We start from the raw sequence: 24,430 nt of genomic DNA, 5'->3' as shown, positions 1-24,430 counted from the left end.
ATAATGGGTATCGAAGTCAAATCCGTATACAAGCGCTTTGGCGCCTTTACCGCCGTCAACGGCGTCTCGGTCGACATCAAGGACGGCGAGTTCTTCGTCATGCTTGGCCCCTCCGGCTGCGGCAAGACCACGACCTTGCGGATGATCGCCGGACTGGAGCTCCCCAGCGACGGCCAGATAAAGATCAATGGCCGTGACGTTACCTACGAGGAACCTCGCCATCGCGACATCGCGATGGCTTTCCAGGACTACGGGCTTTATCCGCACCTGTCGGTATTCCAAAACATCGAGTTCCCGCTGAAGGTGCGAAAGATTGCCGAGGGCGAGCGCAAAAAGAAGGTGCAGGCGACCGCGGAGAAACTGGGAATTGCCGAGTACCTGGACCGCAAGCCAGGGCAGATCTCCGGTGGGCAAAGGCAGCGCGTGTCCTTGGCGCGCGCTCTGGTCCGCAACCCGCGTGTCTTCCTGATGGACGAGCCTCTCTCGAATCTCGATGCCAAGCTGCGAGCCACAATGCGCACCGAGATCAAGAAACTCGTGACTAGCCTCGGCATCACCACCGTCTACGTGACCCACGATCAGATCGAAGCCATGTCGATGGCTGACAGGATCGCGGTCATGCGCCGCGGCGACATGGTGCAGGTCGCAACCCCGCTCGAAATCTATGACAGGCCGAAGACCGAATTCGTTGCCGACTTCATCGGGTCGCCTCCCATGAACCTGTTTCCTGCGCACTTTGATGGCAAGAAGGGAATCGCCGCTTCCGTGCAGCCTTTTGCCGACAGTCTGGCGGGCGACGTCGCCGACAGGGCAAGCAGCTTTGCCGACGCCCAGGGACAATTCTATGTCGGCGTCCGCCCCGAGCATCTCATGATCGTCCGCGACGGTATTGAAGGCGCAGCCTCGGCAAATGTCGACTTCGTGGAGCCCCTGGGCCAGACAACCAATGTCTACGTCGACTGCGGTGGTCACAAGTTCATCGTCGTGACAGATCGCACCGAAGCCAAGATCGGCGATGTTGTCGGTATAGCCGTAACACCCGGCAAGAGCCGGCTAGTCGCGCGCAACTGACAAGGAATGTGAACTGATGAACGTGCGCGAATACGAGAACTGGATCGATGGCGCCTGGGCGAAGTCCGATCGCAAGGTGGAACGCAAGTCACCGGCCCATGGCGAACTGCTTGCGCGGTTCGCGCAGAGCGACGAGAGCGCTGTCAACGCCGCGATCGAAGGTGCCCGAAAAGCCTTCGATAATCGATCCGTGTGGTCAGCCATTCCCGGCGCCGAAAGGGCCAAGGCTCTCGGGCGCTGGGTGGATCTGCTGACCGGTGAGATCGACAGGCTTGCCCTGATTGAAGCCGAGGAGGTTGGCAAGCCGATCCGCTTCGCCAAGGCCGAGGTCGAGTGGTCGATCGAGCTTGCGCGCTATGCTGCAGCGCTCGCCTGGCAAATCCCGGGTGACCTGGTCTCCAATATCGGGGACGCAAATCTGGGCCTTGTGACCCGCGAGCCACGCGGCGTGATCGGAATGATAACGCCTTGGAACTTCCCCTTGGTCACGCTGTTCCAGAAGCTGCCCTTCGCGCTCGCGGCCGGCTGCACGGTTGTGATCAAGCCATCCGAGCTGACCTCAGGGTCGACGCTGGAAATCGCCAGGCTGGCAAAAGAAGCGGGCATTCCAGACGGTGTTATCAATGTGGTCACCGGTTCAGGCCGCACCGTCGGCGAAATGCTGACCGGGCATCGAAAGGTCGACATGATCTCGTTTACTGGCTCGACCGCGGTCGGCATCAGGATCGCACAGCGCGCTGCCGAACAGGTCAAGCGCGTTGGCCTCGAACTGGGCGGCAAGGCGGCAAATATCGTCTTTGCCGATGCCGATATCGACGCCGCGCTGGATGGCATCCTGCTTGGCTATGTCCTCAACCAAGGCGAGGAATGCGTTCAAGGGACCAGGCTGCTGGTCGAGGACAGAGTCGCGGATACCTTCCTGGATAAGTTGGTCGAGCGCTCGAAGAAGATCCGGCTCGGCCTGCCGACGGATGAAAAGGCGGATGTCGGAGCGCTGATCCATGAAAAGCACATGGAACAGGTGCTATCCTACATCCAGAGCGGCATAGATGAGGGCGCTACACTTTTGCTCGGCGGCAGTCGGGTAACGGAAAACGGCCTGGGCAGGGGCTTTTATGTTGCCCCCACGATCTTTTCCGATGTCACCCCCGATATGACGATCTTCCGTGAAGAGATTTTCGGGCCGGTTCTGGCTGTCACCCGTTTCACCAGCGTGGACCAGGCGATTGCCCTTGCCAACGACACGAACTATGGCCTCGGCAATGGTGTCTGGACGAAGGATATCGACAAGGCAATTCGCGTTTCCCGTGAACTCCGCAGCGGGACGGTTTACGTCAACACCTTTCTCGAGACTGCCGTTCAGATGCCGTTCGGAGGGTTCAAGGAGAGCGGGATCGGTCGCGAAAACGGCCTGGACGGATTGCTCGAGTTCACCGAGGTAAAGTCGACCTTTATCAAGCTAGGGCAGCGCCCGCACGCCTTGCCGCACACCTTGGCGAACTAAACAGTAAGGAGTGACCTTCAGGTGGTAGACAAGAAGACGTTCGATTACATCGTCATCGGCTCCGGCTCGGCAGGTTCGGTAATCGCTTCTCGCCTCGCCGAAGACCCTTCCACGACTGTCCTTCTTTTGGAAGCAGGGCCTTCGGATCAGCATATCTACATCCGCATGCCGGCGGCTCTCGGCTTTCCGTTGATGAACGACCGCTTCAACTGGTTCTACAATTCGGAGCCGGAACCACATCTGCAGGGACGGATCGTTCATGAGGCGAGGGGGCGCGTGCTGGGCGGCTCGTCCTCCATCAATGGCATGAATTGGGTCCGTGGCAATCCATGGGACTATGACAATTGGGCGAGCATCGGAGCTGGCGGGTGGTCGTATGCCGAATGCCTGCCTTACTTCAAGAAAGCCGAGACATTCGACAAGGGAGCGAACGCCTATCGCGGCGGGGCAGGGCCAATGCAGATCGAAACCTGCAAGGCGGAAAATCCCCTCTATCACGCCTTCCTCAACGCCGGAGTTGAAAGCGGGCTGAAGCATGTTGCCGATCACAATGCGTACCAGCAGGAAGGTGTGCACATCACCCAGCGCAACGTCCATGACGGCATCCGTTGGAGCACCTCGCAGGGCTATATCCATGCGCAGCCGCGCAAACCAAATCTTACCGTGCTGACTGGTGCAAGGGTCACGGGCATAGAGACAAGCAACAAGCGCGTCGTGCGGGTTGCGGTTTCTACGAAATCCGGCGCTCAGCAGTTCGAGCCGGAGCGTGAGACGATTCTGTGCGGCGGCGCCCTGAACTCGCCGCAACTCTTGCTTCTTTCCGGCATCGGGCCGGCCGAGGATCTCAAAAATGCCGGCATAGCTGTGAAGCATCATCTGCCGGGTGTCGGCCGCGGACTGAAGGATCACGTCGCGGCGCCGGTCATGTATCGCGCGACCAAGGACGTCTCGGCAGCAAAGGACTTGTCCACCTTGGGCAAGGCCAAGATTGGCCTCCAGTGGCTGCTGTTCAAGAAAGGGCTCGGCGCGACCAATTTCTTCGAGGTTGGCACGTTCATGCGGACGCGCAACGAAGAGGCCATACCCAATGTGCAGTTTGAGTTCGTCCCGATGCTGGGTGAATTCCAGCACGGCAACGTCAAGCTCGAGAACGGCTTTCAGTACTTCCTCAGCCTCATGCGTCCCAAGAGCGAAGGGCGCGTCTGGGTGGATTCGGCGGATCCGGCTGCCGCCCCAAAATTCGTTTTCAACTATCTGCAGCATCCCGACGACATGGTGCAGGCGGTCCAGGCCGTAAAGGCAATTCGCAACGTGGTCCACCAGCAGGCCTGGGACGAATTCCGGGGCGTTGAAGAAATGCCAGGGCCCTCCGTCGCGACCGACGATGACATCGCCAATTGGCTGCGCGGCGTTGCCGGCACGAACTACCACCCGTGCTGCACCTGCCGAATGGGCGAGGGCGACGACGCCGTCGTCGACAAGGACGCAAAAGTGCACGGCATCGAGGGTCTCAGAGTTGTCGATGCCTCCATCATGCCCGAGATCGTCAGCGGCAATCTCAATGCGCCGGTTATCATGATGGCGGAGAAGGTCGCGGACGCCATCCGAGGCCGCGTCACGTTGCCTGCGGATCCACAGCCGTACCACACCGCCTGAAGACAGTGAGAGGTGCAATGTCGAGGTGCTTGATGTCTACTATGAAAACGATTACATAAATCAAAACTCGTGGAAAGAAATATTGCTGCAGAAAAACTGCAGCCAAAGGGCAGTATATCGACGAATTTATGTTTGGAGCGCCAGCTGGGGCCGTCGTTTCTGACCGCGGTCTTCGTTGAAATCTTGAACAAATCCGATCTCGAAAAAGGAGCATGGACGTGAGCGAACTAAAAGGAATCTGCGTGCCGATTTGCACGCCATTCAAGGACAAGGGTGCGGCACTCGATGAGGGGGCTCTGGGCGCAAACATCGATTCGCTGATCGATGCGGGCATTCACATCATCGCGGTCAATGGCGGGACGGGTGAGTTCCCGTTTCTGACTGAAAGCGAGAAGCGGCGTATCGCGGAGGTTGCCGGCAAGCGCATCAACGGCCGCGCCAAGCTGATCGTCCAGACATCTGCCTTGCGCACCGAAGACGCCATCGAAAACTCGAAACATGCGAGCGACGCTGGCGCCGACGCTTTGCTCATACTCCCGCCCTTCTTCGAGGGGCCGGGCGAGCCAGGTGTTCGCTATCACTACGAACAGATATCCAGCGCCGTGAACACCCCGATCATGGTCTATAATATTCCTCAGTACACCGGCTTCGACATCACGCCTGACGTCTACAAGCGCTTCAGCGAGATCGACACCATCAAGTACATCAAGGACAGCACGTCCAATATGATGCGCATCGACCAGCTGTCGGCACAGGGTGCGAAGGTGTTCAACGGCTGCGACTATCTGAATTTCTACAGCCTGCTGAGCGGCGCGCCGGGTGTTTTTACCGGCTCCGGCAACGCTGTTCCGCAGCAACTCGTGCGGCTCTATGATCTGGTTCAGAACAAGAACCTGGCCGAAGCGACCGCGCTGTGGCTCAAGCTGCGTCCCCTGTCACTGCTGCTCTGGACCGCCCCCTTCAATCCAGTCGCCAAGTCAGCAAGCACCAAGACGGGTCGCCCTGTCGGCGAGTGCCGCCTGCCGGTTCTCCCCTTGACCACTGAGGAGGTTAAACTGGTTGACAAGGCGCTTGCAGCGGCAGCTGCCTGACGCGATCCGGTCGTTCCCGGGGCTTCGTCGCCCCGGGGATCCGGCTGCTGCAACTGGTCCTGGACATTCGTTTTTCCTTGTCCAGCATCGGCTGCACGACTTCAGGGCCGGCCCAGGCAGAAAGGATTGAGGAATGAGATTGTCGCGGATGATCAACGTTGTGGGCGCCCACGCCGAGGGCGAGCCGAACGACGTCATTACGGGCGGTGTTATAGATGTTCCCGGCAAGACCATGTTCGAGAAGGCACGATGGCTGGAAACCAAAGGTGACGACCTTCGAGCCTTTCTCCTGCATGAGCCCCGCGGGAAGGTCACGCTCTGCACCAACCTTGTGCTGCCCTCGTCTCACCCTGACGCCCAGATGGGTTATGTCATCATCGAACCGGCCTCCTATCCGCCGATGTCGGGCACGAACACGATATGCACGGTGACCGTTCTCCTGGAGACAGGAATTATCCCGATGCAGGAGCCCGTCACCAGGCTGACGCTCGAGGCGCCGGCCGGCCTTATTGAGGTCGAAGCACGGTGCCGGGACGGAAAGTGCGAAAGCGTCAAGTTCAGGAATCAGCCGTCTTTTGTCATGCACCGGGACCGGATGATCGAGGTCGAAGGCATAGGCTCGCTCCGCGTCGACGTTTCCTACGGGGGGATGATCTACGTGATTGTCGATGCTCAGGACTGCGGCTTCGAGATCGAGCCGTCCGAAGCGCGCGATCTTTCGGACGTTGGCGAAAAAATCAAGCGAGCGGCGGCCGAGCAACTACCATCCGTCCACCCCGAGAATCCAGAGATACACACAATCAACCAGACGCTTTTTGCCGGTCCGCTCGCGGTAGTCGACGGGATCAAGACATCCAGGAATGGGGTCATCGTCTCACCAGGCAGACTGGACCGCTCGCCATGCGGGACCGGCACCTGCGCGCGATTGGCGTTGCTGCACGCGCGTGGTGAAATCGCTGCCGGCGAACAATTCATCCATGAGTCGATCATAGGCACGAAATTCGTCGGCGAGATATTCGAGACGTCCAAGGTCGGAGGTCTCGACGCCGTGTCTGTCGCCATCACCGGACGGGCCTGGATCACCGGCTTCCATCAGTTCGTGCTCGACCCGAGCGATCCGTTTCCGAGGGGCTACACACTTTCCGATACCTGGCCCGGAGCCTGACCAATATCCATCATTGTCATTTGCAGGAGTTCAAGATGAACGTGCACGCAGACTTCCACGCCCAAGCCGAAAGGCTGAAATTCGAAACGCGGGCCTTTATCGACGGCGCCTATGTGACGGCAAAATCGGGGGAGACGTTCGAAACCGTCAATCCTGCCACCGGCAAGCTCCTTGCTAATGTCGCCGCCGGCGGCGCTGCGGACGTCGACCTTGCGGTCAGTGCCGCACGCCGCAGTTTCGAGGCCGGCAGTTGGTCGGGCATGCCGCCGCGGGAGCGCAAGAAAGTCTTGCTGCGCTTTGCCGATCTGATCGAGAAGCACAGCGCCGAACTCGCGCTCATCGAAACGCTCGATTGCGGCAAGCCGATCAACGATTCCCTCAGTGTCGACCTGCCAGACTCCGTCGAGACGCTGCGCTGGCATGCGGAGGCGACGGACAAGATCTACGATCAGATGTCGCCGGCCCCGCGCGACGTCGTGTCGATGATCGTGCGCGAGCCGATCGGCGTCGTCGGGGGCGTCATTCCCTGGAACTTCCCTCTGTTCGTCGCGATGTGGAAGTTGGCGCCCGCCCTGGCGGGAGGAAATTCCCTCGTGCTGAAGCCGGCCGAACAGACGTCTTTGTCGCTGATCAGGCTGGCAGCGCTGGCATCCGAGGCAGGCATTCCGGACGGCGTCTTCAATGTCGTCCCGGGTCTGGGGCCGACTGCCGGCCAGGCTATCGGCCTGCACCGGGATATCGACTGCGTGAGCTTCACGGGCTCTGGCGAGGTCGGTCGGCTCTTCCTAAAATATTCCGCCGATTCCAACATGAAGAGGATCATCCTCGAGTGCGGCGGCAAGAGCCCAGCAATCGTCATGAGCGACGTCAAGAACTTCGCCCCGATCGTCGAAAATGTCGCGACGGGCATTCTGTTTTGCCAGGGCGAGAACTGCTCTGCCGGCTCCCGCCTCATCGTCCACGAGAGCATCAAGGACCGTCTCCTTGATGAGCTGAAGCCGGTGTTCGAATCCTGGACGGTCGGCGATCCGCTCGAGCGCTCGACGCGCATCGGCGCGATGATCGAGGAGGATCATCTCGCCAAGGTCTTGTCCTACATCGAGACCGGACGCAATGAAGGCGCCAAGGTAGCATTGGGCGGAAATCGAGTGCTGGCCGAAACAGGTGGTAGCTTCGTTGAGCCGACGATCTTTGACGGCGTCTCCAACACCATGAAGATTGCTCGCGAAGAGATCTTCGGGCCTGTCCTTTCGGTGATTTCGTTCAAGGACGAGGCCGAAGCGGTTCGCATCGCGAACGACACCAACTACGGCCTTGCCGCTTCCCTCTACACCGACGATCTCAACACGGCGCATCGCGTCGCCAAGTCGATCCGCGCCGGCACCGTCTCCGTGAACTGCTATTCGGAAGGCGATTTCGCCGTGCCCTTCGGTGGCTACAAGGAATCCGGCTTCGGCGGCAAGGACAAGGGCCTTGCTGCGCACGACCAATACACTGAGACCAAGGCCGTCTGGATCCAGCTGCGCTGACGGCACGCGGTGGCCCGGCCCCTCTTGGCCGGCCACCAGCCCTTCGCGGGAAATCGGTGCGTCCATGGGCTTGCAGGCGCCCTGTTGGTTTTGAGGGAAGTCAATGACATCCGTTGCAGTGCTTAGGGAAGAACGGCTGAGCGCCCAGCGTTTGACCGCGTCCGGCAGACCGCGGCGAACCGCAAATCCGTTTTCCGGCATCGGCCCTATCACCGATCTCGCCCTTGACGAGATCGGCGCGCGCCTGCTTCGTCTCGAGTTCGACGGCGGGCTCCATTTCGGCTTCCCGAAGACGACCCAGATGGCGTTCGGGCTAGGCGGTGGCCACAGGACCTTCCAGCAGGGCGCCTTCTGATGGCCAGGCAAGCCTCACTCCGCAAGCTCAGTGTTGCCTCCCAACGGGACGGGGACCTGCTGCCCACCTTTGAGTTTTTCCGCAAACTAGCGGATGCGGCTGCTGCGGAGATTATGCCGACGTTTCGCAACAGGTTGGCCGTCGAAGCCGAGGTCAAACCCGGCCTGCAACACGATCCGGTCACGGAGGCCGACCGCAATGCTGAAAGGGCCATCCGCGACATCATTTCGGGCGAGTATCCGATGCACGCGACATTGGGCGAGGCGTTCAGCCCGTCGGGATCCGGGCCTCTCAAATGGGTGATCGACCCGATCAACGGGATGAAACCCTACCTGTGCGGGCTTCCGGTCTGGGGAACCCTGATAGGCTTCACCGTCGATGGCCGCTCCGTATTGGGAATGATGAACCAGCCCCATACCGGGGAGTGCTTCTGGTCCGATGGCACGAAATCGATCTGTCATTCAGCCCATGGCGAGACCGTCTTGAGGACGAGCGGCACCCAACGTCTTTCCGATGTGATATGCCACACGAATTCTCCAGAACCCTTCGCACGCCGTCCGGGTCGAGGGTTTGCCCGGCTGGCGTCGTCGGTCAAATTCACCCGCTACGGCGGCGAATGCTACGCGTTCGCCATGCTCGCCGCCGGTCAGATCGACCTTTGCGTCGAGCTCGCCCTGACGGCCTATGACGTCGTTGCGCTTATTCCGCTCATCGAGGCCGCCGGTGGTGTCGTCACTCGCTTCGACGGCGGTCGCCCGGAGCGGGGCGGCAACGTTCTGGCCTCGGCAAACGCCATCCTGCATGAGGCTGCGCTGCGGATGCTCAACGACATCTGAACCCCTGCCCGAGACATCTTGAATGGACAGCAAGAACGAGATCGAGCGAAAGGACGAGGATAACGCTGCCGAACGACGAGCCCGTTTCTGGGGCTGGTTTTGGATGGCGGTCGCGACAGCGGCCATGTACCTTCTGGTCTGGGTAACCCGTTGAAGAGAAGAGTCGCCGCCCACCGTTGACGCCTCAATCCAATCACGCATTCGCGCTTTGCGTGTGTCAAAGGGCGCGTAATTGCTTCCATGTCTCGGCCTCGATGGCGATGCCGCGCTCGGCCGCCAATTTGCGGGCGGCGAGCCTGCGTTCACCTGGAAGGCGCGTCTGCCCGGCTTCGGCTATCGCCTCGACCAATTCCTCGATCCGCCCTGTGAACATTCCCAGGCTACCATTTCCTTTCGTCGGGTCGATCAGGATAATCGTTTGACCGGTATGAGCGGAGTCCGCCCCCGGATAGGCCGACGAATTGACTTGATGGGAGAAGTTGCTGCCAGTCAGCGCACCGCCAAGGATGTCGATCATCATGGCGATGGAGGAACCCTTGTGTCCGCCGAAAGGCAGCAGCGCGCCCCCGTCAAGTATGGCCTGCGGGCTGCTGGTTGGCAGCCCCGAGGCGTCGAGGCCTATCCCTTCGGGAAGGACCTTGTTTTCACGCGCTGCAGCCTTCACTTCGCCATGAGCCATCGCTGCCGTCGCTTGGTCGAACAGGAGAACCTGTCCATCGGCGCGCGGTACGGCGAAGGCCATCGGATTGGTTCCGTAGAGCCGCTTGTGACCGCCATGAGGGACGACATAAGTGACGCTGTTGACGACACTGAGGGCGATCAGTCCCGCCTCCGCGAATGGCTCGACATCCAGCCAGAGCGGACCGTTATGATGGGCATTGCCGATGGCGAGCACACAGGCGCCGGCCGACCGCGTCTTGTCGATGGCTTGTGGCATGGCCGCCTCCAGCGCCGGTCTGGCATAGCCATTGCCGGCGTCGGCGCGAAGGAAGGCGGCTCCAGCGTCTTGGATTTGTGGAATGGCGCGGCCGTCGACGAAGCCGCTCTTCAGATTGCTCACATAGCCCGCCATCCGGAACAAGCCATGGCTTCGCGAGCCGTCGCGTTCGGCGCTCGCGCAGTTCGCCGCCAGCACTCGGGCGACGCTGTCGGACGTTCCGTTGCGCACGAAGATAGTTTCCAGCATGCCGATGAGCTCGGGCAGGCTGCAATAGATGGCTGGCTCATGCGACAACGATGGGGCCATGACAAATCACGCATTTCAACAAAGCAACGCGCCTCCCTGCGTGACTCGCCTATCGGGGCCGCCAACGGCTGCATAGCAATGCCCGTTGGCGGCAGAGTGCCTTGCGTAGGCTGGGGGCGGGCCTGTGCTTCAGCACTCAACGCCATGGCACGTGCTATTCGTTGACGTAACGCCGCGCACAGCCATGGCCTAGTGAAATCAAGACTTCATGCTCGATCGTTCCGCAAGCCTTCGCCAGATCGTGATCACGAACATGGGGGCCGAGGATTTCGACCGGACTGCCTGGTACTAGCGCCCAGTCGGGGACCCCCGATACGTCGACGGTCAGCAGATCCATGGAAACGCGTCCGACAACCTGGGCGGCAAAACCCGCAACGGACACGGGTGCGCGGCTTGAGCCGGCCCGGGAATAGCCGTTCGCGTATCCGATCGCGACCGTCGCGATCTTGGCTTGCTCGGTCAGGCGGTAGGTCGAGCTGTAGCCGACAGGGGCACCGCGCTTCATCGTCTTGACCTGAATGATCGGCGCGACGACGCGAGCTGGCTGCAACATGGGATTTGGGCGCCCTGTCAGCGGGTTTATCCCGAATGTCGCCTTGCCGGGCCGGACCATGTCGAACGCGTGGTCCGCGCCCAGATAGGTGCCAGCCGAATTGGCCAGCGACATTTTCGCGATGGGAAGCCCGCTCACCGCGCTCAGGAAAGCCCCGCGCTGGAATTCGCACCTGTCGAAATCGAGGTCGTCGGCTGCCGAAAGGTGCGACATGTAGAGGATAGGCGGGATACGCGACAGCAGCGGCAAGTTCTGGCGAAGCCACGCGACATCATCGGCCAGCAGTCCGAGCCGGTTCATTCCCGTGTCGAAATGGATAATCGAGGCAAGAGGACGCTCCACCCCGACGGCAACCTTTTCCCATTCCTCGATCTGATTGCGACTGTTGAGGACGGGTACCAGGTTGGCGCCGACGAATGCCCCTCTTTCCTCGGGCAGGAAGCCGCCGAGCACGCAAATCTCTGCTTCTTGAAGAGCAGCTCGGAGCGCCACGCCGTCATTGGCCGTTGCCACGAAAAACGTCCTGGCGCCTGCTTGCCTCAGTGCCAGCGCGCTCGGGATCATGCCATGGCCGTAGGCGTCGCCCTTCACGACGGCAGCGCAATCGGCTCCGCCCGCCATGGCGCTCAGTCGCCTGTAATTTTCCCGCACTGCCTCTAGGTCGACGATCATCTCAGCCTGATTGATCAGACCCTGAATTCCGCCTTGAAAGGACGAGGGATGACTTCCGATCGTATCGAGATGCACTCACGCCTCCAGGTTTGTTCTAGTAAACGTTTACACGTCTCAAAGGCTACCGCGCCAAATTTGGTTGGTGCGTACCGCAGCTCGTGCGTTTGCCAAGGCGTGCCACCGGTCTTGCGTCTACTAAGGGCAATCGCGTTCGACGGGGCACGTCACCGGATCGAAGCGCGCTTGGATTTAGTTCAGCAGGATCGACAGATAATGCTCCGCCGCCTTGGACTGCGCCTGGGCGATCATGCCGCGCTGAACACTTTGGTCGGCAAGTATCGCCATCGCCGTCGGGCTAAGCTCTGCAAACATAAAAAGCGCGAGAAGAGCGGTGCAAAACTTCGCTAGCTGCAGGAACACATTGCGCGTTTGATTGTGATGGTGCATGGCGCGCCCTTGAGGTTTTTCCACTAAATGCCTCTCGATCATGAGCCGACCGGTGCCGACAATGTCGCTTGGACAGTGTAAACGTTTACAAATTCGTGTCAATGAGTCTGGGACGATATAGGGTCGGCTCGATCAAACATGCCTTTGCCTTAGAGGCGACAGCCACTTGCTCAAGAACCGCCAGCGATGGAGAGGAATTTCCACAATTCAGAAGCGACTGGCGACGCGGACGAAAGCCGTTCCGGTAAGCAGGAACAACACGGCCAGCAACAAGTAGATATTGGACAAGGCGGTTGCCTCGGCGAGGATCCCGAAGCTGGGCGCTGTGGCCAGGGCAACTATGTAGCCCGTCGCGAAGACCACCACTATGTTTGATGCGTCGCCGCGTCGCCCCGCCATGCTCAACAGTGTGGGAAAAATATTCGATACGCCGATGCCCAACAGGACAAACCCGAACAGCGCCACAGGCACGATCTTGGCGAAGGCGACAATCGAGAGACCGACGATCACCAAGCCTGTCGAGATTGCAAGAAGTTGTTTCTCGCCCACGACCGTTCTGACGCGATCGCCAGCCAGCCGACAGATTGCCATGGAACTGGCGAACGCCGCATAGCCTAGTCCCGAGAAGCTGAAATCAAGCGCAAAATGGCCAGTGAGGTAGAGGGGGCTCCAGTCACGGACCGCTGCGTCTGTCGACATGCACACGCCGGCAAGCAGGCCCGCGACAACCAGCAGCCACATTGGGCTGATTGGCCGAGCGCCCGTAGCGCCCTCACTTGGCCTTGCGGCAAGAAGCTTGCTCTGGTTTGCCACGAAGAGAAGCGAGAGTAATAGCGCAGCTATCAGCGCGCCCATCGAACTCCCCGCAAATTTGACAAGCAGGCCTCCCGAGGCAGCACCTGTAAGCCCGCCAAGGCTCCACATGGCGTGGAACGTGGACATTAGGGCTTTTTGGGATAAGCGCTCTGCCTCGACCGCCTGCGCGTTCATGGCGACATCCATGAAATTGCCGGCAAGCCCCAGCATCAGCAGCACCAGGGGGAACAAGGTTGGGACATTCGTGAACGAGGCCAGCACGACTGTCGCCAAGAGAAGGGGCGCCGACACTCGAACCACTTGTTTGCTGCCGAAACGCGTGATGAGAGACCGGCTCGCCAGCATGGCGAAGAGTGAGCCCACGACAATCATGAACAGCGACCAGCCGAATTGACTGTCTGGTATCGAGAGACGCGCCTTGATTGTCGGCACAAGGGAGGACCAGGTGCCGAAGATGCAGCCATGCAGGAAGAAGATGGAGAAAATAGCCGTGCGGCTCTTGCGGTGGTCTATTGAGGGCCAGGCAGGTTGATCTGCGAAGCGCTTCGGAATTTCTAACACGGTTTGGTTCTCCAGTGACGCCTCGCGCCTCGGTCAATGCGACCCGACGGGATGCCGGGCTCGGCCAACGCGTTCCGACTGCCCGCCTCGTCTACGAAGGTGGACTTTGGATACACGCTGAGAACGCCTGCATGCATCATGTGCTGGTCCGCTCAGCGCACCTATATTTACATCGGGGTGGCCACATCACGATTTCGCAGCTAGAGCTTTGCATGCGCGATCTGAAGCGCGGGAAACGTCAGTCCGAGAATTTAGGCTCGAGGGATGTCGCGAGACATCGTGCCGCCTTCAACGGCAATGCGAGCATGGCGAAATGCACCTCCACCCAGATCGGTCCGTAATGGAAATAGTTGGTTTCGCGCGTTTCTGATGCGCCCCGAAATGATCTGACTTCTTCGTTAGGGCGAACCCTCCGATCAATCTCGCCATGACTCTGACTCATAGACGCTTTCCCGGACTGCCGTTGCTCAAGCCGGTCATTTCGGCAATCTAGGCACCTCACAGAGTATCGGAGCATTCAGGAAGTATGCGCGAAGCTGATTTGAACTTCGATTTCATCGTCGTAGGCCGCGGGTCGGCGGGGTGCGTGCTGGCCAGCAGATTGAGTGCCGACCCAGCCAACCGGGTTCTACTGCTCGAGGCAGGCAACAGCGGTCGCGATCCGAGCTACGATCTGCCGTTCATCGCGGGCAAGCTGTTCGAGTTCGAACGCAACAACTGGGCTTTCCGGAGTCAGCCGCAGAAAAATCTGAATGGCAGAAGCATGTACTTTCCCCGCGGCAAGATGCTGGGTGGATCGTTCATCTTCAACGGCGCCCAGTACATTCGAGGCAACAGATCGGATTTCGATCATTGGCGTCAGCTCGGCAACGCCGGTTGGTCCTACGACGACGTGCTGCCCTATTTCACGAAGAGCGAGAGTTACGAGGGCGGCGAGAGTGCCTACCACAATGACTGCGGCGGCCTGCCGGTGGGCAAGCCACCGACCGTCTCGCCGTTGACGGCCCCCTATCTGGAGGCCTGCAGGCAGGCGGGATATCGCCTCAACGACGATTTCAACGGGCCCGAGCAGGAAGGCTTTGGTATTTATGATTTCAACATCCGCGGCGGGCGCCGTGTCACCACGGCCAAGGCGTTCCTGCGGCCGGCGATGAAGCGGCCCAATCTGCGGGTCATTGTCAACGCGCTTGTCTCCCGAATTGTCATCGACGAGGCGCGCGCCTCGGGCGTCGAGTTCTTCGAGAACGGCGGGATCCGGCGAGCGTCCGCCACGCGCGAGATTGTCCTGTCGGCTGGTTCGTTCAACTCGCCGAAATTGCTGATGCTGTCGGGCCTCGGCGACGCGGAGGATCTGCAATCGCACGGGATAGCTGTGGTCAACGACCTCAGGGGCGTCGGCAAGAATCTCCAGGATCATGTCAATGCATCGGTCGCCTATGAGGCCACACAACCGGTTTCACTTGCCAGGACATTGCGCTGGCACACGCTAACGGCAGAAATGATCAATGCGCTGGTTTTCCGCCGCGGACAGATCACGCGCAGCCCGTTGGAAGCCGGCGGGTTTTTCAACATCAAGAAGGATGCCGTGGCGCCGGAATGCCAAGCGGTGTTCATCCCCTATTACCCCGGACAGGGGTTGAAGGTGTGGATGCCTTGGGCGGACCGGATGGCCGGACATTCTTTCGTGGTGCATGTCTGGCCCAACAGGCCGGAGAGCCGAGGGATGCTGACGCTTAAGTCGTCAGATCCCCGGGAGGCTCCCATCTTCGATCCGCACTTTCTCACGTCGGAAAACGATCTTGCGCTCACCCGCGATGCGATACGCGCCACCCGCAGGATCCTTCAGCAGGAAGCCTTGGCGCCCTACCGTGGCACGGAACTGGCGCCCGGCGCGGATATCCGTTCGGATGAAGAGCTCGACAGCTATATTCGCACAACGTGCGGCATCGGCCATCACACATGCGGCACGGCCAAGATGGGGCACGACGCGATGGCGGTCGTCGATGATCAGTTGAAGGTCCATGGCGTCGACGGCCTCAGGGTGGCCGATGCCTCGATCATGCCGACAATGGTGAGCGGCAACACCAATGCCGCCACGATCATGATTGCGGAGAAAGCGGCCTCGATGCTATTGCGCGGAAATTAGCGCTCCTGCCTGACTTCGTCGGCAATGGTCCGATCCGGCCTTTCATTTCCCGCCTTTGGCGCCGAGATGGGAGGCTTTCGGCTTTCCCCAGGAAGCCCGCAAGCCGCACATCAACCTCGACGCATATCGCTTGCCCATGAGTTGAAGTCATGGAGAAATGCGTGCAGCCCTATTGGCGGCCGCCATTACTCTCAATAGCGTCATAGCCACCATGAGCAGAGTTCATGGAAAGACAGTGCAAGAGGAGCAGCCAAGCTCGCACATTCGTACCTGTCGGGTTTGGCGGCACAGCCGATCAGCTCCACGCAACTTCAGGGGAGATTGGAACACATGAAACTATCGCTTAAGGGGCTGCTGCTTTCAGGCGTCGCGGCGCTTGCCAGCAGCGGCGCGCTCGCCAAGGACCTCAGTGGCCCCATCTACTTGCTGGTCAACAACGTCACGACTTCGCGCATTGCACAGTTCGATATACCAAACATCACGAAAGCCCTGGAAAAGCAGGCGCCCGGTAGCAAGCTGGTCGTGCTGAATGCGAACGACGACATGCAGCAGCAGGTCTCGCAGACAGACGCCGCGCTGGCCAGCGGCGCTGCCGGCATCGTCCTGATCGCCGTCGATCCCCTGCGTTCGGCCAGCATTCTTGCCAAGGCGGCAGGTGATGGCGTCCCGGTTGTGACCTATGCACACGATCCAGGCGAGGGCCCGGTCGCCTATCACGTATCCGTGCCGTTCGCTGATATCGGCGAGGCGCAGGCCAAGTACCTGGTCGAACATCTGCCGCAACACAGGCCGGTGCGCCTGGCATACATGCTCGGCGATCCGAAGTTCGCCTTCTACACCGAGCAGATGAAAGGTTTCGACCGTTACATCGCTCCGCTTGTGGCGGACGGCACCATCCAGATTGTCTGCCGGGCCGACGCGCTGCTTTACCTCGCGGCCAACGCGCAGAAGAACATGGAGCAATGCCTGACCCAAACCAACAACGAGGTCGACGGAGCCGTGGTGATGAACGACGACACCGGCGGCGGCGTGATCGCCGCCCTGACCGGCCAAGGTCTGGTTGGCAAAGTCGAGCTGTTCGGAGGCTACGATGCCACACTCGAAGGCGTCCAGCGTGTTCTGGCCGGATGGCAGGCGGCCGACATGTCGCCACCCTATGCGGGGATGGCGGACGCCGCCGTGACGTTGGTTCTGGCTGCTGCCCGTGGCGAGCAGCCGCCTTCCGGTTTGGTCAATGGCACCTGGGACAACAAGTTCGTCAAGGGTGGTGTTCCGGCTCACCTGGCCCCAAACGTTTTTATCACCGCCGACAACGTTCAGAAAACCGTGGTCGATGCCGGGCTTTACACCAAGCAGCAGCTCTGCACCGGCATTGCGGCCAAGTCCGATTTCTGCACCAAATAGAGCGTCAGGCGCTGCCGTCCCACGCGGTAGCGCCTTGTCGGCTTGTCTTGAAGGCATGCGATGACCAGATCAGATCCACCCATTCTCGAAATCCGCAATGTTTCAAAACACTTCGGCGCCATATCCGCGCTGACAGATGTGTCATTCAGTGTTTGGCCAGGCGAAGTCGTTGCACTGGTGGGCGACAATGGCGCCGGCAAATCGACGCTGGTCAAGATCATCTCCGGCATCCAGTCTCCCAGCGAGGGCGAGATTTTCTGTGCCGGCCTCGGCGTCGCGCTGCGATCGCCGCACGACGCGGGCCATGCCGGCATCCAGACCGTCTACCAGGACCTGGCGCTGTGCGATAATCTCGACACCGTTCAGAACCTCTTCCTCGGGCGTGAGCTGCACAATCCTTGGTACCTCGGCCGGCGTCTCCAGCGCGGCGCAATGGAAGCGCGAGCTAGAGAGATTCTGGCCAGCCTCGACGTCAAGATCCGCGACGTCAGCAACCCCATAAGTTCGCTCTCCGGCGGTCAGCGCCAGTCGGTCGCCATCTGCCGCTCCATCCTCAGTGACCCCAGGATCGTCTTGCTCGATGAGCCGACAGCGGCATTGGGCGTCGCCCAGCGCAAGCAGGTTCTGGCGTTGATCGACCGGTTGCGAGGGCAGGGGCGCGCCGTCGTGGTGGTGTCTCACGACCTAGGCGACGTCCAGCAGGTCGCCGACCGTGTTGTCGTGCTTCGGCTTGGCAGGAAAGTCGCCGAAGTCTCTCGTGGTGGCTACACCCGCGAGGATCTTATCGGAGCGATAACCGGCGTGATGGACGCCGCCACTCTCGCATCCACCCGCGATTTCAGGGGGGATCTCCATGTCTAGCGCTGCCGATAGTCCTATCGTCGCCAGTCCCAAGACAAGTGTGCGGCACGTCATGAACACGCAGTACATCCTCGAAGCGCTCGCTGGAAAATGGCGCATGGTGCCGGTGCTCATCGTGCTTGCCGTCATCTGGGCCTACTTCTACTCGGCCAATCCGCTGTTCCTGAGCCCACGCAATCTCTCGAACCTGTCGCTGCAGATCGTCGTCACCGGCACGCTGGCTCTCGGTCTGATGTTCGTGCTGGTGATCGGAGAAATCGATCTGTCGGTCGCGGCCGTTGGTGCGGTTTCGGCCGCGATCGCCGCGGGTCTGGCGGTGAACTCGGGTGTGGATGCGACGCTCGCCATCGCCCTCGGTCTGCTGACAGGAGGTCTGATCGGAGGCGTTCAAGGTGTAATCGTCACGATCTTTCGAGCGCCGGCATTCATCGTGACATTGGGCGTGTCCATGGTCCTGCAGGGCGTGTTGCTCGATTTGCTGCCGCCAGGTTCGAATCTGATCTCGCTGGTCGGCCAGCCGATGGGCACGATCTTCTCCCTCTACATGCCGCCGCTGGCGAGCTATGCCATCCTAGTCGGCGTTGTTGTCATCTTCGCCATTCTGTGCCTCCAGACCCACGTGACACGGGTCTCGCGTTCGATTGTCTCCAACCTGGGAACCAGCGTCATCGTACGGGTCGTCCTGCTTGCGGTCGTTGGCGCGGCAACCGTGCGGGTGTTCGACGCCTATCGGGGCGTGCCGGTCATGGTCGCATTCCTGCTCTGCATGCTGGGCGTCTTCGCCTATATCACGACGCAGACGCGTTTCGGCCTCCATCTATTCGCCGTCGGCGCCAATGCAGAGGCCGTCCGCCGCTCGGGCATCTCGGTGAACAGGCTCAAGATCACCGCGTTTGTGCTGACGGGCATGTTCGCGGCACTTGCGGGCATGATGGCGGCAGGCCGCGTCCTCGGCGTGTCACCGGACTCGGCGGATACCACCTTGCTGCTTGAAGCGATTGCCGCTGCCGTGATCGGTGGCGTCAGCCTGTTTGGCGGACGCGGATCCGTCTGGGCAGCTCTCACCGGTGCGCTGGTGATGGGCAGTGTTTCGAATGGCATGCTGCTTATCAATGCAACGACCCAGACGCGGCTCGAGGTGCAGGGCGCTATTCTGGTGCTGGCGGTTGTTCTCGATGCACTGTTGAGTCGGCGCGCGACGCGCCGATAAAGCATCCGGGCGGAAAATCGTGAAACGGGTTCCGCCCGGAATTGCGTCAAGACAACGAGACGACGTTTTGGCCAGCGAAGAAATGGACCTTCGCTGACTGGCTCACTTCACGAAAATGCGCGCCGTCTGTTCTACGGTGCGTTTTGCCTCGGCGCGCAACCATGAACGCATTTTCTGAACGGCGACTTTGCTGCGTTTGGTGCGCGGATAAATCAGGAAGTAGCTCCACGGCGAGCGGACCGGCACGTCGTGCAGCGGCACAAATCGGCCCGACGTCAATTCCTCCAGCACCATGAACAGCGGCATCAGGATTGTGCCCAGGCCTGCCAGAGCTGCCTCGATTCCCATCTGATATTGCTCGAAGACAGGGCCGGCGGTCGGGTTGGGGTGTGACATGCCGATCTCTCGAAACCATTCCCGCCAGGCCGTCGGGCGGTGCGAATGCTGGATCAGCCGCATACCCAAGAGCGCGCTCGGATCTGCCTTGCCGCCAACGATGAGGTCGGGGCGGCACACGGGAATGAGAACCTCGTCCATCAGGAATTCGGACTGCGAGTCCGGCCAAGCGTCGGTGCCATAATGGATGGCGGCGTCGACATCGCTGGCTTCGAACGAAAACTGGCCGATGCTTGCCGTGACGGTCAGCTCGATAGTGGGATTGGCGTTTAGAAACCTGCCGATGCGCGGGGCGAGCCACCGACTTCCAAGGCTGGGCAAGGTGGCGATATGCAGCCGCTCCGAACCACTCTGGAAAGTGCTGAGCCTCAATGTGGCAGCACCCAGATTGGACAGGATCTCGGTGGCCTCGGTGAGATAGAGGGCACCGGGCTCCGTAAGCACCAGGCCATGGCCGGTGCGTTCGAAGAGCAGGGCGCCCGTCGCATCTTCGATCGACCGGACGGCGCGACTGACGCCACTTTGCGTGATCTCTAGTTCATCGGCGGCCCGGGAGAAGTTGCGATATTGCGCCGACAGCACGAAGGCGCGAAGCGCGGCTATCGTCGGCAGGTTGCTTTCCCGCTCGACGGCGTCGCGATGGGCCGGTTTGCGTCCGCCGGCGCTGCTCTCGGGCACGACATCATCTCCATGACTTTGTGTCATGAAGATACAACTGCCGTCTCCTTGTCAATCGCGCCCGCACTTCGCAAAACTGCGGCCAAGAGAATGCGGAAAAGGCCTTTGCTGACAGTCGATCGAGGTGGGCCGGCTTTGAATTCCATCGTTATAGAACAATCCCCGGCGGCGCCCCTACGATGACTAGCAGTCATGACATACCGATTGTCGACGCCCATCACCACATTTGGGATCTGGCCAATCATCGCTACCCCTGGCTCGATCCCGACATGCCTTCGATCGTTGGGGACACGACGGCCATACGTCAAAGCTATGATCCGGTCGCGTATCGATCGGACACCAGCGCATTCAATGTCGTTGCGACAGTCCATCTGGATGGCGGGTTTGATCCGTCGAACCCGGTCGGTGAAACGCGCATGGTTCATGCCGCGTTCGAAAAGCACGGTTTTCCCAACGCGATTGTCGGGAGCGTACGGCTCGATGCAACCGACCTGGCCGACACAATTGACGGTCATCTCAAGGCCTCGCACCTGTTTCGCGGCATCCGCCACATCGTAGCCTGGCACGAAATCCCGCGGCTGAGTTATGCCGATCGGCCTGACTTTTTGACAGATGCGTCATGGGTGGCGGGGTATCGCAGCCTCGCGGCGCACGAACTGTCGTGCGACATGCAGATCTATCCGTCACAGATGGCTGATGCGGCTGAACTTGCCGCGTCCACGCCCGACATCCCCATGATCCTCAATCAGGCGGGCATGCCAGACGGTCTGGTCACCGGCGATTTCGAGCCTTGGCGGCGTGGCATTCGCCTGATGGCGCAAAGCCCGAATGTCGCGCTCAAGATCTCCGGCTTCGGCATGCTGCGCCCCGACTGGACCCTGGCCGATGTGCGCCCGCTGATCGAAGAGGCCATCGAGGTGTTCGGCACCGATCGGGTGATGTTCGGCTCGAACTTCCCCGTGGACAAGCTGTTCGGTGATTTTGCCCGAAGCTTCGATGTCTTCCTCGCAGCGACCCACGCGCTTTCGCACGCCGACCGCATCAAGGTCTTTGCCGCCAATGCGGTCCGCATCTACCGGATCGGTTCCGTCTCTCATCATTCGAAGTCATAGGATTGCCATGCCGTCGCTGCTCTTGAAAAACTGCGCCATTCTCGACGTTGATGCCGGCGCGTTGCTTGGCGAGCGCGATGTTCTGATCTCGGACGGCCGCATCGCCGAGATTGGCGACAACCCGATCAAAGCAAGCCACGATCGGGAGATCGACCTGCGCGGCAAGGTGCTGATGCCGGGGCTGTGCGATGCCCATGTCCACGCAATCGTGCCGATCAACAGCTTCGCGCAACTGACGCGCTGGTCACCCTTCTACACGGCGATCCGGGCCATGCCGATCCTCGAGGGCATGCTGCAGCGCGGCTTCACCACCGTGCGCGACGCCGGCGGCGCGGATTTCGGCATCGCCCGCGCGGTTGCCGAGAAACTGATCCCCGGACCGCGTATCCTCTACAGCGGCAAGGCGCTATCCCAGACCGGCGGTCACGGCGACATGAGAGGCCCCGGCGAAACCGAATTCGACAGCCATTATTATGTTCCCAGCCTTGGCCGGATAGTCGACGGTGTCAGCGAGATCCGCAAGGCAGCGCGCGACGAGATCCGCCGTGGCGCCCACCAGATCAAGCTGATGGTGGGCGGCGGTATTGCGTCCTACACCGACCCGGTGACGTTTGCGCAATTTTCGGGAGAGGAGATTCGTGCCGCCGTCGAGGAGGCGGAAAACGCTGAGCGCTACGTGATGGCGCATGCCTATACCGATCGCTGCATCCATCATGCCGTGTCGAATGGCGTCCGGTCGGTGGAACACGGCAACTTCCTTGAGGACGAGACCGCCAAGCTGATGGTCGAGCGTGACGCCTTCCTGGTCCCGACGCTTTCGGCCTACATCACCATGTGGGAAGAAGGGCTCGAAATCGGCATGCCGGCCGAACTGCACGCCAAGATCAAATACGTCCTGGACGTCGGCTCCAGGTCGCTCGAAATTGCTCAGCGACGCGGGGTGAAGATGGTTTATGGCACCGATCTGATCGGTCCGTTGCATCGGCACCAGTCGCTGGAATTCTCGATCCGCAGCGAGGTCCTGCCTGCCATAGATGTCATCCGCTCGGCAACCAGCACCGCGGCCGAACTGTTCAACATGACCGCCGAGATCGGTCGTGTTGCTGTCGGACTACGAGCCGACCTGCTGGTGGTCGACGGCAACCCCCTCGACGATCTGTCACTGCTGCAGGATCGGGCCAAGCTCAGGATGATCCTGAAGGACGGCGACATCCATAAGCACGATTTGTGAGATCGTAGGCCTGGCTCGCCTGATTAGAGCAACGCCATGCCGAGCAAGACTGGGGAACCCACGATAATCTTCCGGCACAGCCTCCGCTGTGCAGTGGAGATGACCCAAGATGCGCGTGGCAAGGATGAAAGACATCCCGCCAAAAACCTGAATTCGAAGCTGCTACTCGGAAAGACAAGCTTACAAAGTCAGCGAGCCGTCATCTCTGGAACCGGTAGCGTAGCCGTCCTCGATTTTGGCGGTCAACAGAGGCAATTCGTGGCCGAGGAAATCGAGAAAGGCGCGGACGGCCGGCACAAGGCCGCGCCTTGAGGGGAATATGGCGTGTAGCTGATGCGCCGGCAAAGCATGGTCGGGCAGCAGCCGGACCAGCCGGCCCTTGCGGACGGCATCTCCGCAGAGGTTACGTGGCAATTGAGCGATGCCCATTCCCGCAAGAGCTGCCTGGCCCAGCATATGGATATCATCGGTGGCGAGCGCCGGGACATATTCGATGTCGGTTGCCCGGCCGTCCGGCGTGGTAAGGTGCCATAGATTCCGTTCGCCTCTCACGCCAGCCGGACCCAGTCCTTTTTGCAGGTGCATGGACTTGGGCGCGTCGAAGGGCCCGTGGGATGAGACGTATTCAGGACCCGCCACGAGCCACTGCTCGCTGATCCCCAACCGCCTGATCATCAACTGGGAATCCTCGATGGCCGAGCGGACTCGCAATGCGACGTCGTAGCCTTCTCCGATAGGATCGACCCGGCGGTTTGTCAGATCGAGTTCCAGCCTCACGGCCGGGTGATCCCGCATGAATTTCCATAATACGGGCGCGACGAAAACGTGAGCGAGTCCCACCGGGCAACTTACCCGCAGGCGGCCCGCCGGCGCCTCACCCGCTTGCTCGGCGATCTCGAAAGCCATGCGGGCGGCATCGATCATTTCATTGCAGTGCTTGAGGAATTCCCGCCCCACGGAAGTGAGATTGACTGAGCGGGTCGATCGCTGCAGCAGCCGAACGCCGAGACGGGCCTCCAGGGCTGCTATACGTCGGCTGACGCGCGACTTGGGAATGCCGAGCGCAAGCGCCGCCGACGAAAAGCTGCCGTGACGCGCGATGGCTGCAAACATGGTCAGTTCGTTGAGGTCATCCACGGTAAGCTCCGCTCTCGATTGTCTCGTCAGTAGAACAATCTGTGCCATTTAGCTTACTGGTGCAACACCGGTGCGCCGGGATAGCTATGGCTCAACACTTCAACGGAGCCAAATGCCATGCAAATTCTTCATCTCGACTCAAGCATCCAGGGCGCGGCGTCCGCTTCCCGGACGCTGACGAAAGCTGTGGTAGAGAACCTGCTCGATCAACATCCCGGCGCGGCGGTGACCTATCACGATCTGGTGGAAGAGGCGGTCCCCCATCTCGATGGGCCGATCGGGGCAGGGTTTCGCCCGCTCGCCTTCGAAGTATCGGATGAGGCGACACGCCGTGAACACGCGCGGTCCGACGCGCTTGTGGGCGAGTTGATGGCAAGCGATATCGTTGTCGTCGGCGCTCCGATGTACAATTTCTCCGTGGCCAGCCAGCTCAAGGCGTGGCTCGATCGCGTCATCCAGCCCGGCAAGACCTTCCGCTATACCGAAAATGGCCCGATCGGCCTTGCCGGCGGCAAGAAGGTGGTGATCGTTTCGACGCGCGGAGGTTCTTATCTTTCCGGCCCGCTGACCTCCATGGATTTCCAGGAGAGTTACCTCAGAACGGCTTTGGCCTTCATGGGCATCAAGGACCTCGATTTCATCCGGGCGGAGAACATGTCGCGCGGCGACGATGCCCGCGCCCACTCCATGAGCAGTGCTCTTCAGGCCGTTTCCCCGCTGGTTGCCAGCATGGCAGCTTGATTTCGCGGCCTG

Annotated in this window: 22 protein-coding genes; 16 read left to right on the top strand and 6 right to left on the bottom strand. The window is 60.6% G+C overall.

Going from position 1 to position 24,430, the window contains the following annotated elements:
- The first annotated feature begins 3 nt into the window (after positions 1 to 3).
- The 9 genes from EN808_RS26970 (at position 4) to EN808_RS37680 (ending at position 9,361) form a co-directional block, all read left to right on the top strand.
- Positions 4 to 1,071 carry an ABC transporter ATP-binding protein gene (locus EN808_RS26970; RefSeq protein WP_127870973.1) on the top strand — a complete coding sequence of 356 codons (1,068 nt, stop codon included), beginning with the start codon at positions 4 to 6 and terminating at the stop codon, positions 1,069 to 1,071.
- Positions 1,072 to 1,087: 16 nt separating this feature from the next.
- Positions 1,088 to 2,575, top strand: a complete 1,488-nt coding sequence (locus tag EN808_RS26965; protein ID WP_127870974.1) for an aldehyde dehydrogenase family protein — start codon at positions 1,088 to 1,090, stop codon at positions 2,573 to 2,575.
- 21 nt (positions 2,576 to 2,596) lie between these two features.
- The gene (locus tag EN808_RS26960; RefSeq protein ID WP_135917233.1) at positions 2,597 to 4,231 is read left to right on the top strand and encodes a choline dehydrogenase; all 1,635 of its coding nucleotides are present in this window, start codon (positions 2,597 to 2,599) and stop codon (positions 4,229 to 4,231) included.
- A gap of 212 nt (positions 4,232 to 4,443) precedes the next feature.
- On the top strand, positions 4,444 to 5,322 hold the full coding sequence (locus EN808_RS26955; protein ID WP_127870976.1) for a dihydrodipicolinate synthase family protein: 879 nt from the start codon (positions 4,444 to 4,446) through the stop codon (positions 5,320 to 5,322).
- Between the two features lie 133 nt (positions 5,323 to 5,455).
- Positions 5,456 to 6,487 carry a proline racemase family protein gene (locus tag EN808_RS26950; RefSeq protein ID WP_127870977.1) on the top strand — a complete coding sequence of 344 codons (1,032 nt, stop codon included), beginning with the start codon at positions 5,456 to 5,458 and terminating at the stop codon, positions 6,485 to 6,487.
- Positions 6,488 to 6,522: 35 nt separating this feature from the next.
- Positions 6,523 to 8,016, top strand: a complete 1,494-nt coding sequence (locus EN808_RS26945) for an aldehyde dehydrogenase (protein WP_135917232.1) — start codon at positions 6,523 to 6,525, stop codon at positions 8,014 to 8,016.
- 103 nt (positions 8,017 to 8,119) lie between these two features.
- Positions 8,120 to 8,371: a hypothetical protein gene (locus EN808_RS26940; protein WP_127870979.1), complete on the top strand. Its 252-nt coding sequence runs from the start codon at positions 8,120 to 8,122 to the stop codon at positions 8,369 to 8,371.
- A complete protein-coding gene (locus EN808_RS26935) occupies positions 8,371 to 9,207 on the top strand; it encodes an inositol monophosphatase family protein (protein ID WP_135917231.1) in 837 nt (278 codons plus the stop codon). The genes EN808_RS26940 and EN808_RS26935 overlap by 1 nt, the downstream gene beginning before the upstream one ends.
- Positions 9,208 to 9,229: 22 nt before the next feature.
- Positions 9,230 to 9,361: a hypothetical protein gene (locus EN808_RS37680; RefSeq protein ID WP_281015743.1), complete on the top strand. Its 132-nt coding sequence runs from the start codon at positions 9,230 to 9,232 to the stop codon at positions 9,359 to 9,361.
- Between the two features lie 63 nt (positions 9,362 to 9,424).
- Here the strand turns inward: EN808_RS37680 and EN808_RS26930 are convergent, their stop codons facing one another.
- The 4 genes from EN808_RS26930 to EN808_RS26915 all read right to left on the bottom strand — a co-directional run bounded on the left by EN808_RS26930 (position 9,425) and on the right by EN808_RS26915 (position 13,502).
- Complete coding sequence (locus EN808_RS26930; RefSeq protein ID WP_135917230.1) at positions 9,425 to 10,453, bottom strand: Ldh family oxidoreductase; 1,029 nt, start codon at positions 10,451 to 10,453, stop codon at positions 9,425 to 9,427.
- A 154-nt stretch (positions 10,454 to 10,607) separates the two neighbouring features.
- Complete coding sequence (gene alr / locus EN808_RS26925) at positions 10,608 to 11,753, bottom strand: alanine racemase (RefSeq protein ID WP_127870982.1); 1,146 nt, start codon at positions 11,751 to 11,753, stop codon at positions 10,608 to 10,610.
- 174 nt (positions 11,754 to 11,927) lie between these two features.
- The gene (locus EN808_RS26920) at positions 11,928 to 12,167 is read right to left on the bottom strand and encodes a hypothetical protein (protein ID WP_135917229.1); all 240 of its coding nucleotides are present in this window, start codon (positions 12,165 to 12,167) and stop codon (positions 11,928 to 11,930) included.
- Between the two features lie 165 nt (positions 12,168 to 12,332).
- Entirely contained in the window at positions 12,333 to 13,502 is a 1,170-nt protein-coding gene (locus tag EN808_RS26915; protein ID WP_167531284.1) for an MFS transporter, read from the bottom strand.
- Positions 13,503 to 14,028: 526 nt separating this feature from the next.
- Here EN808_RS26915 and EN808_RS26910 point away from each other — a divergent pair.
- The 4 genes from EN808_RS26910 to EN808_RS26895 all read left to right on the top strand — a co-directional run bounded on the left by EN808_RS26910 (position 14,029) and on the right by EN808_RS26895 (position 19,123).
- Entirely contained in the window at positions 14,029 to 15,648 is a 1,620-nt protein-coding gene (locus EN808_RS26910) for a GMC family oxidoreductase N-terminal domain-containing protein (RefSeq protein ID WP_135917228.1), read from the top strand.
- A 279-nt stretch (positions 15,649 to 15,927) separates the two neighbouring features.
- Entirely contained in the window at positions 15,928 to 17,052 is a 1,125-nt protein-coding gene (locus EN808_RS26905; RefSeq protein WP_135913139.1) for a substrate-binding domain-containing protein, read from the top strand.
- A 60-nt stretch (positions 17,053 to 17,112) separates the two neighbouring features.
- Positions 17,113 to 17,913 (top strand): ATP-binding cassette domain-containing protein, encoded by an 801-nt coding sequence (locus EN808_RS26900; RefSeq protein WP_127870987.1) that lies wholly within the window; start codon positions 17,113 to 17,115, stop codon positions 17,911 to 17,913.
- A gap of 115 nt (positions 17,914 to 18,028) precedes the next feature.
- Entirely contained in the window at positions 18,029 to 19,123 is a 1,095-nt protein-coding gene (locus EN808_RS26895) for an ABC transporter permease (protein WP_210235356.1), read from the top strand.
- A 102-nt stretch (positions 19,124 to 19,225) separates the two neighbouring features.
- On the opposite strand, the gene EN808_RS26890 is transcribed toward EN808_RS26895, so the two are convergent.
- Complete coding sequence (locus EN808_RS26890) at positions 19,226 to 20,224, bottom strand: LysR substrate-binding domain-containing protein (RefSeq protein ID WP_135917227.1); 999 nt, start codon at positions 20,222 to 20,224, stop codon at positions 19,226 to 19,228.
- A 152-nt stretch (positions 20,225 to 20,376) separates the two neighbouring features.
- On the opposite strand from EN808_RS26890, the gene EN808_RS26885 reads away from it, so the two are divergent.
- Together EN808_RS26885 and EN808_RS26880 are read left to right on the top strand one after the other, a co-directional pair.
- Positions 20,377 to 21,309: an amidohydrolase family protein gene (locus EN808_RS26885; RefSeq protein WP_127870989.1), complete on the top strand. Its 933-nt coding sequence runs from the start codon at positions 20,377 to 20,379 to the stop codon at positions 21,307 to 21,309.
- A 7-nt stretch (positions 21,310 to 21,316) separates the two neighbouring features.
- The gene (locus EN808_RS26880; RefSeq protein WP_127870990.1) at positions 21,317 to 22,540 is read left to right on the top strand and encodes an amidohydrolase family protein; all 1,224 of its coding nucleotides are present in this window, start codon (positions 21,317 to 21,319) and stop codon (positions 22,538 to 22,540) included.
- Between the two features lie 180 nt (positions 22,541 to 22,720).
- Here EN808_RS26880 and EN808_RS26875 read toward each other — a convergent pair whose 3' ends face one another.
- Positions 22,721 to 23,677, bottom strand: a complete 957-nt coding sequence (locus EN808_RS26875; protein ID WP_135917226.1) for a LysR family transcriptional regulator — start codon at positions 23,675 to 23,677, stop codon at positions 22,721 to 22,723.
- Positions 23,678 to 23,794: 117 nt separating this feature from the next.
- Between EN808_RS26875 and EN808_RS26870 the strand changes: the two genes are divergently transcribed.
- The gene (locus EN808_RS26870; RefSeq protein ID WP_135917225.1) at positions 23,795 to 24,418 is read left to right on the top strand and encodes an FMN-dependent NADH-azoreductase; all 624 of its coding nucleotides are present in this window, start codon (positions 23,795 to 23,797) and stop codon (positions 24,416 to 24,418) included.
- Positions 24,419 to 24,430 lie beyond the last annotated feature (12 nt).

This window comes from Mesorhizobium sp. M8A.F.Ca.ET.165.01.1.1 (assembly GCF_004792065.1).
Classification (GTDB): domain Bacteria; phylum Pseudomonadota; class Alphaproteobacteria; order Rhizobiales; family Rhizobiaceae; genus Mesorhizobium.
Note: the sequence above shows the minus strand (reverse complement) of the source record. Positions and strands in the feature narration are given on the sequence as shown.

Bases quoted from the DNA above. Each gene is read 5' to 3' on its own strand.
- EN808_RS26880 (WP_127870990.1), top strand. From the start codon at position 21,317: ATGCCGTCGCTGCTCTTGAAAAACTGCGCCATTCTCGACGTTGATGCC.
- EN808_RS26940 (WP_127870979.1), top strand. From the start codon at position 8,120: ATGACATCCGTTGCAGTGCTTAGGGAAGAACGGCTGAGCGCCCAGCGT.
- EN808_RS26935 (WP_135917231.1), top strand. From the start codon at position 8,371: ATGGCCAGGCAAGCCTCACTCCGCAAGCTCAGTGTTGCCTCCCAACGG.
- EN808_RS37680 (WP_281015743.1), top strand. From the start codon at position 9,230: ATGGACAGCAAGAACGAGATCGAGCGAAAGGACGAGGATAACGCTGCC.
- EN808_RS26870 (WP_135917225.1), top strand. From the start codon at position 23,795: ATGCAAATTCTTCATCTCGACTCAAGCATCCAGGGCGCGGCGTCCGCT.
- EN808_RS26885 (WP_127870989.1), top strand. From the start codon at position 20,377: ATGACTAGCAGTCATGACATACCGATTGTCGACGCCCATCACCACATT.
- EN808_RS26890 (WP_135917227.1), bottom strand. From the start codon at position 20,224: ATGACACAAAGTCATGGAGATGATGTCGTGCCCGAGAGCAGCGCCGGC.
- EN808_RS26965 (WP_127870974.1), top strand. From the start codon at position 1,088: ATGAACGTGCGCGAATACGAGAACTGGATCGATGGCGCCTGGGCGAAG.
- EN808_RS26970 (WP_127870973.1), top strand. From the start codon at position 4: ATGGGTATCGAAGTCAAATCCGTATACAAGCGCTTTGGCGCCTTTACC.
- EN808_RS26900 (WP_127870987.1), top strand. From the start codon at position 17,113: ATGACCAGATCAGATCCACCCATTCTCGAAATCCGCAATGTTTCAAAA.
- EN808_RS26950 (WP_127870977.1), top strand. From the start codon at position 5,456: ATGAGATTGTCGCGGATGATCAACGTTGTGGGCGCCCACGCCGAGGGC.
- EN808_RS26945 (WP_135917232.1), top strand. From the start codon at position 6,523: ATGAACGTGCACGCAGACTTCCACGCCCAAGCCGAAAGGCTGAAATTC.
- EN808_RS26920 (WP_135917229.1), bottom strand. From the start codon at position 12,167: ATGATCGAGAGGCATTTAGTGGAAAAACCTCAAGGGCGCGCCATGCAC.
- EN808_RS26910 (WP_135917228.1), top strand. From the start codon at position 14,029: ATGCGCGAAGCTGATTTGAACTTCGATTTCATCGTCGTAGGCCGCGGG.
- EN808_RS26955 (WP_127870976.1), top strand. From the start codon at position 4,444: ATGGACGTGAGCGAACTAAAAGGAATCTGCGTGCCGATTTGCACGCCA.
- EN808_RS26930 (WP_135917230.1), bottom strand. From the start codon at position 10,453: ATGGCCCCATCGTTGTCGCATGAGCCAGCCATCTATTGCAGCCTGCCC.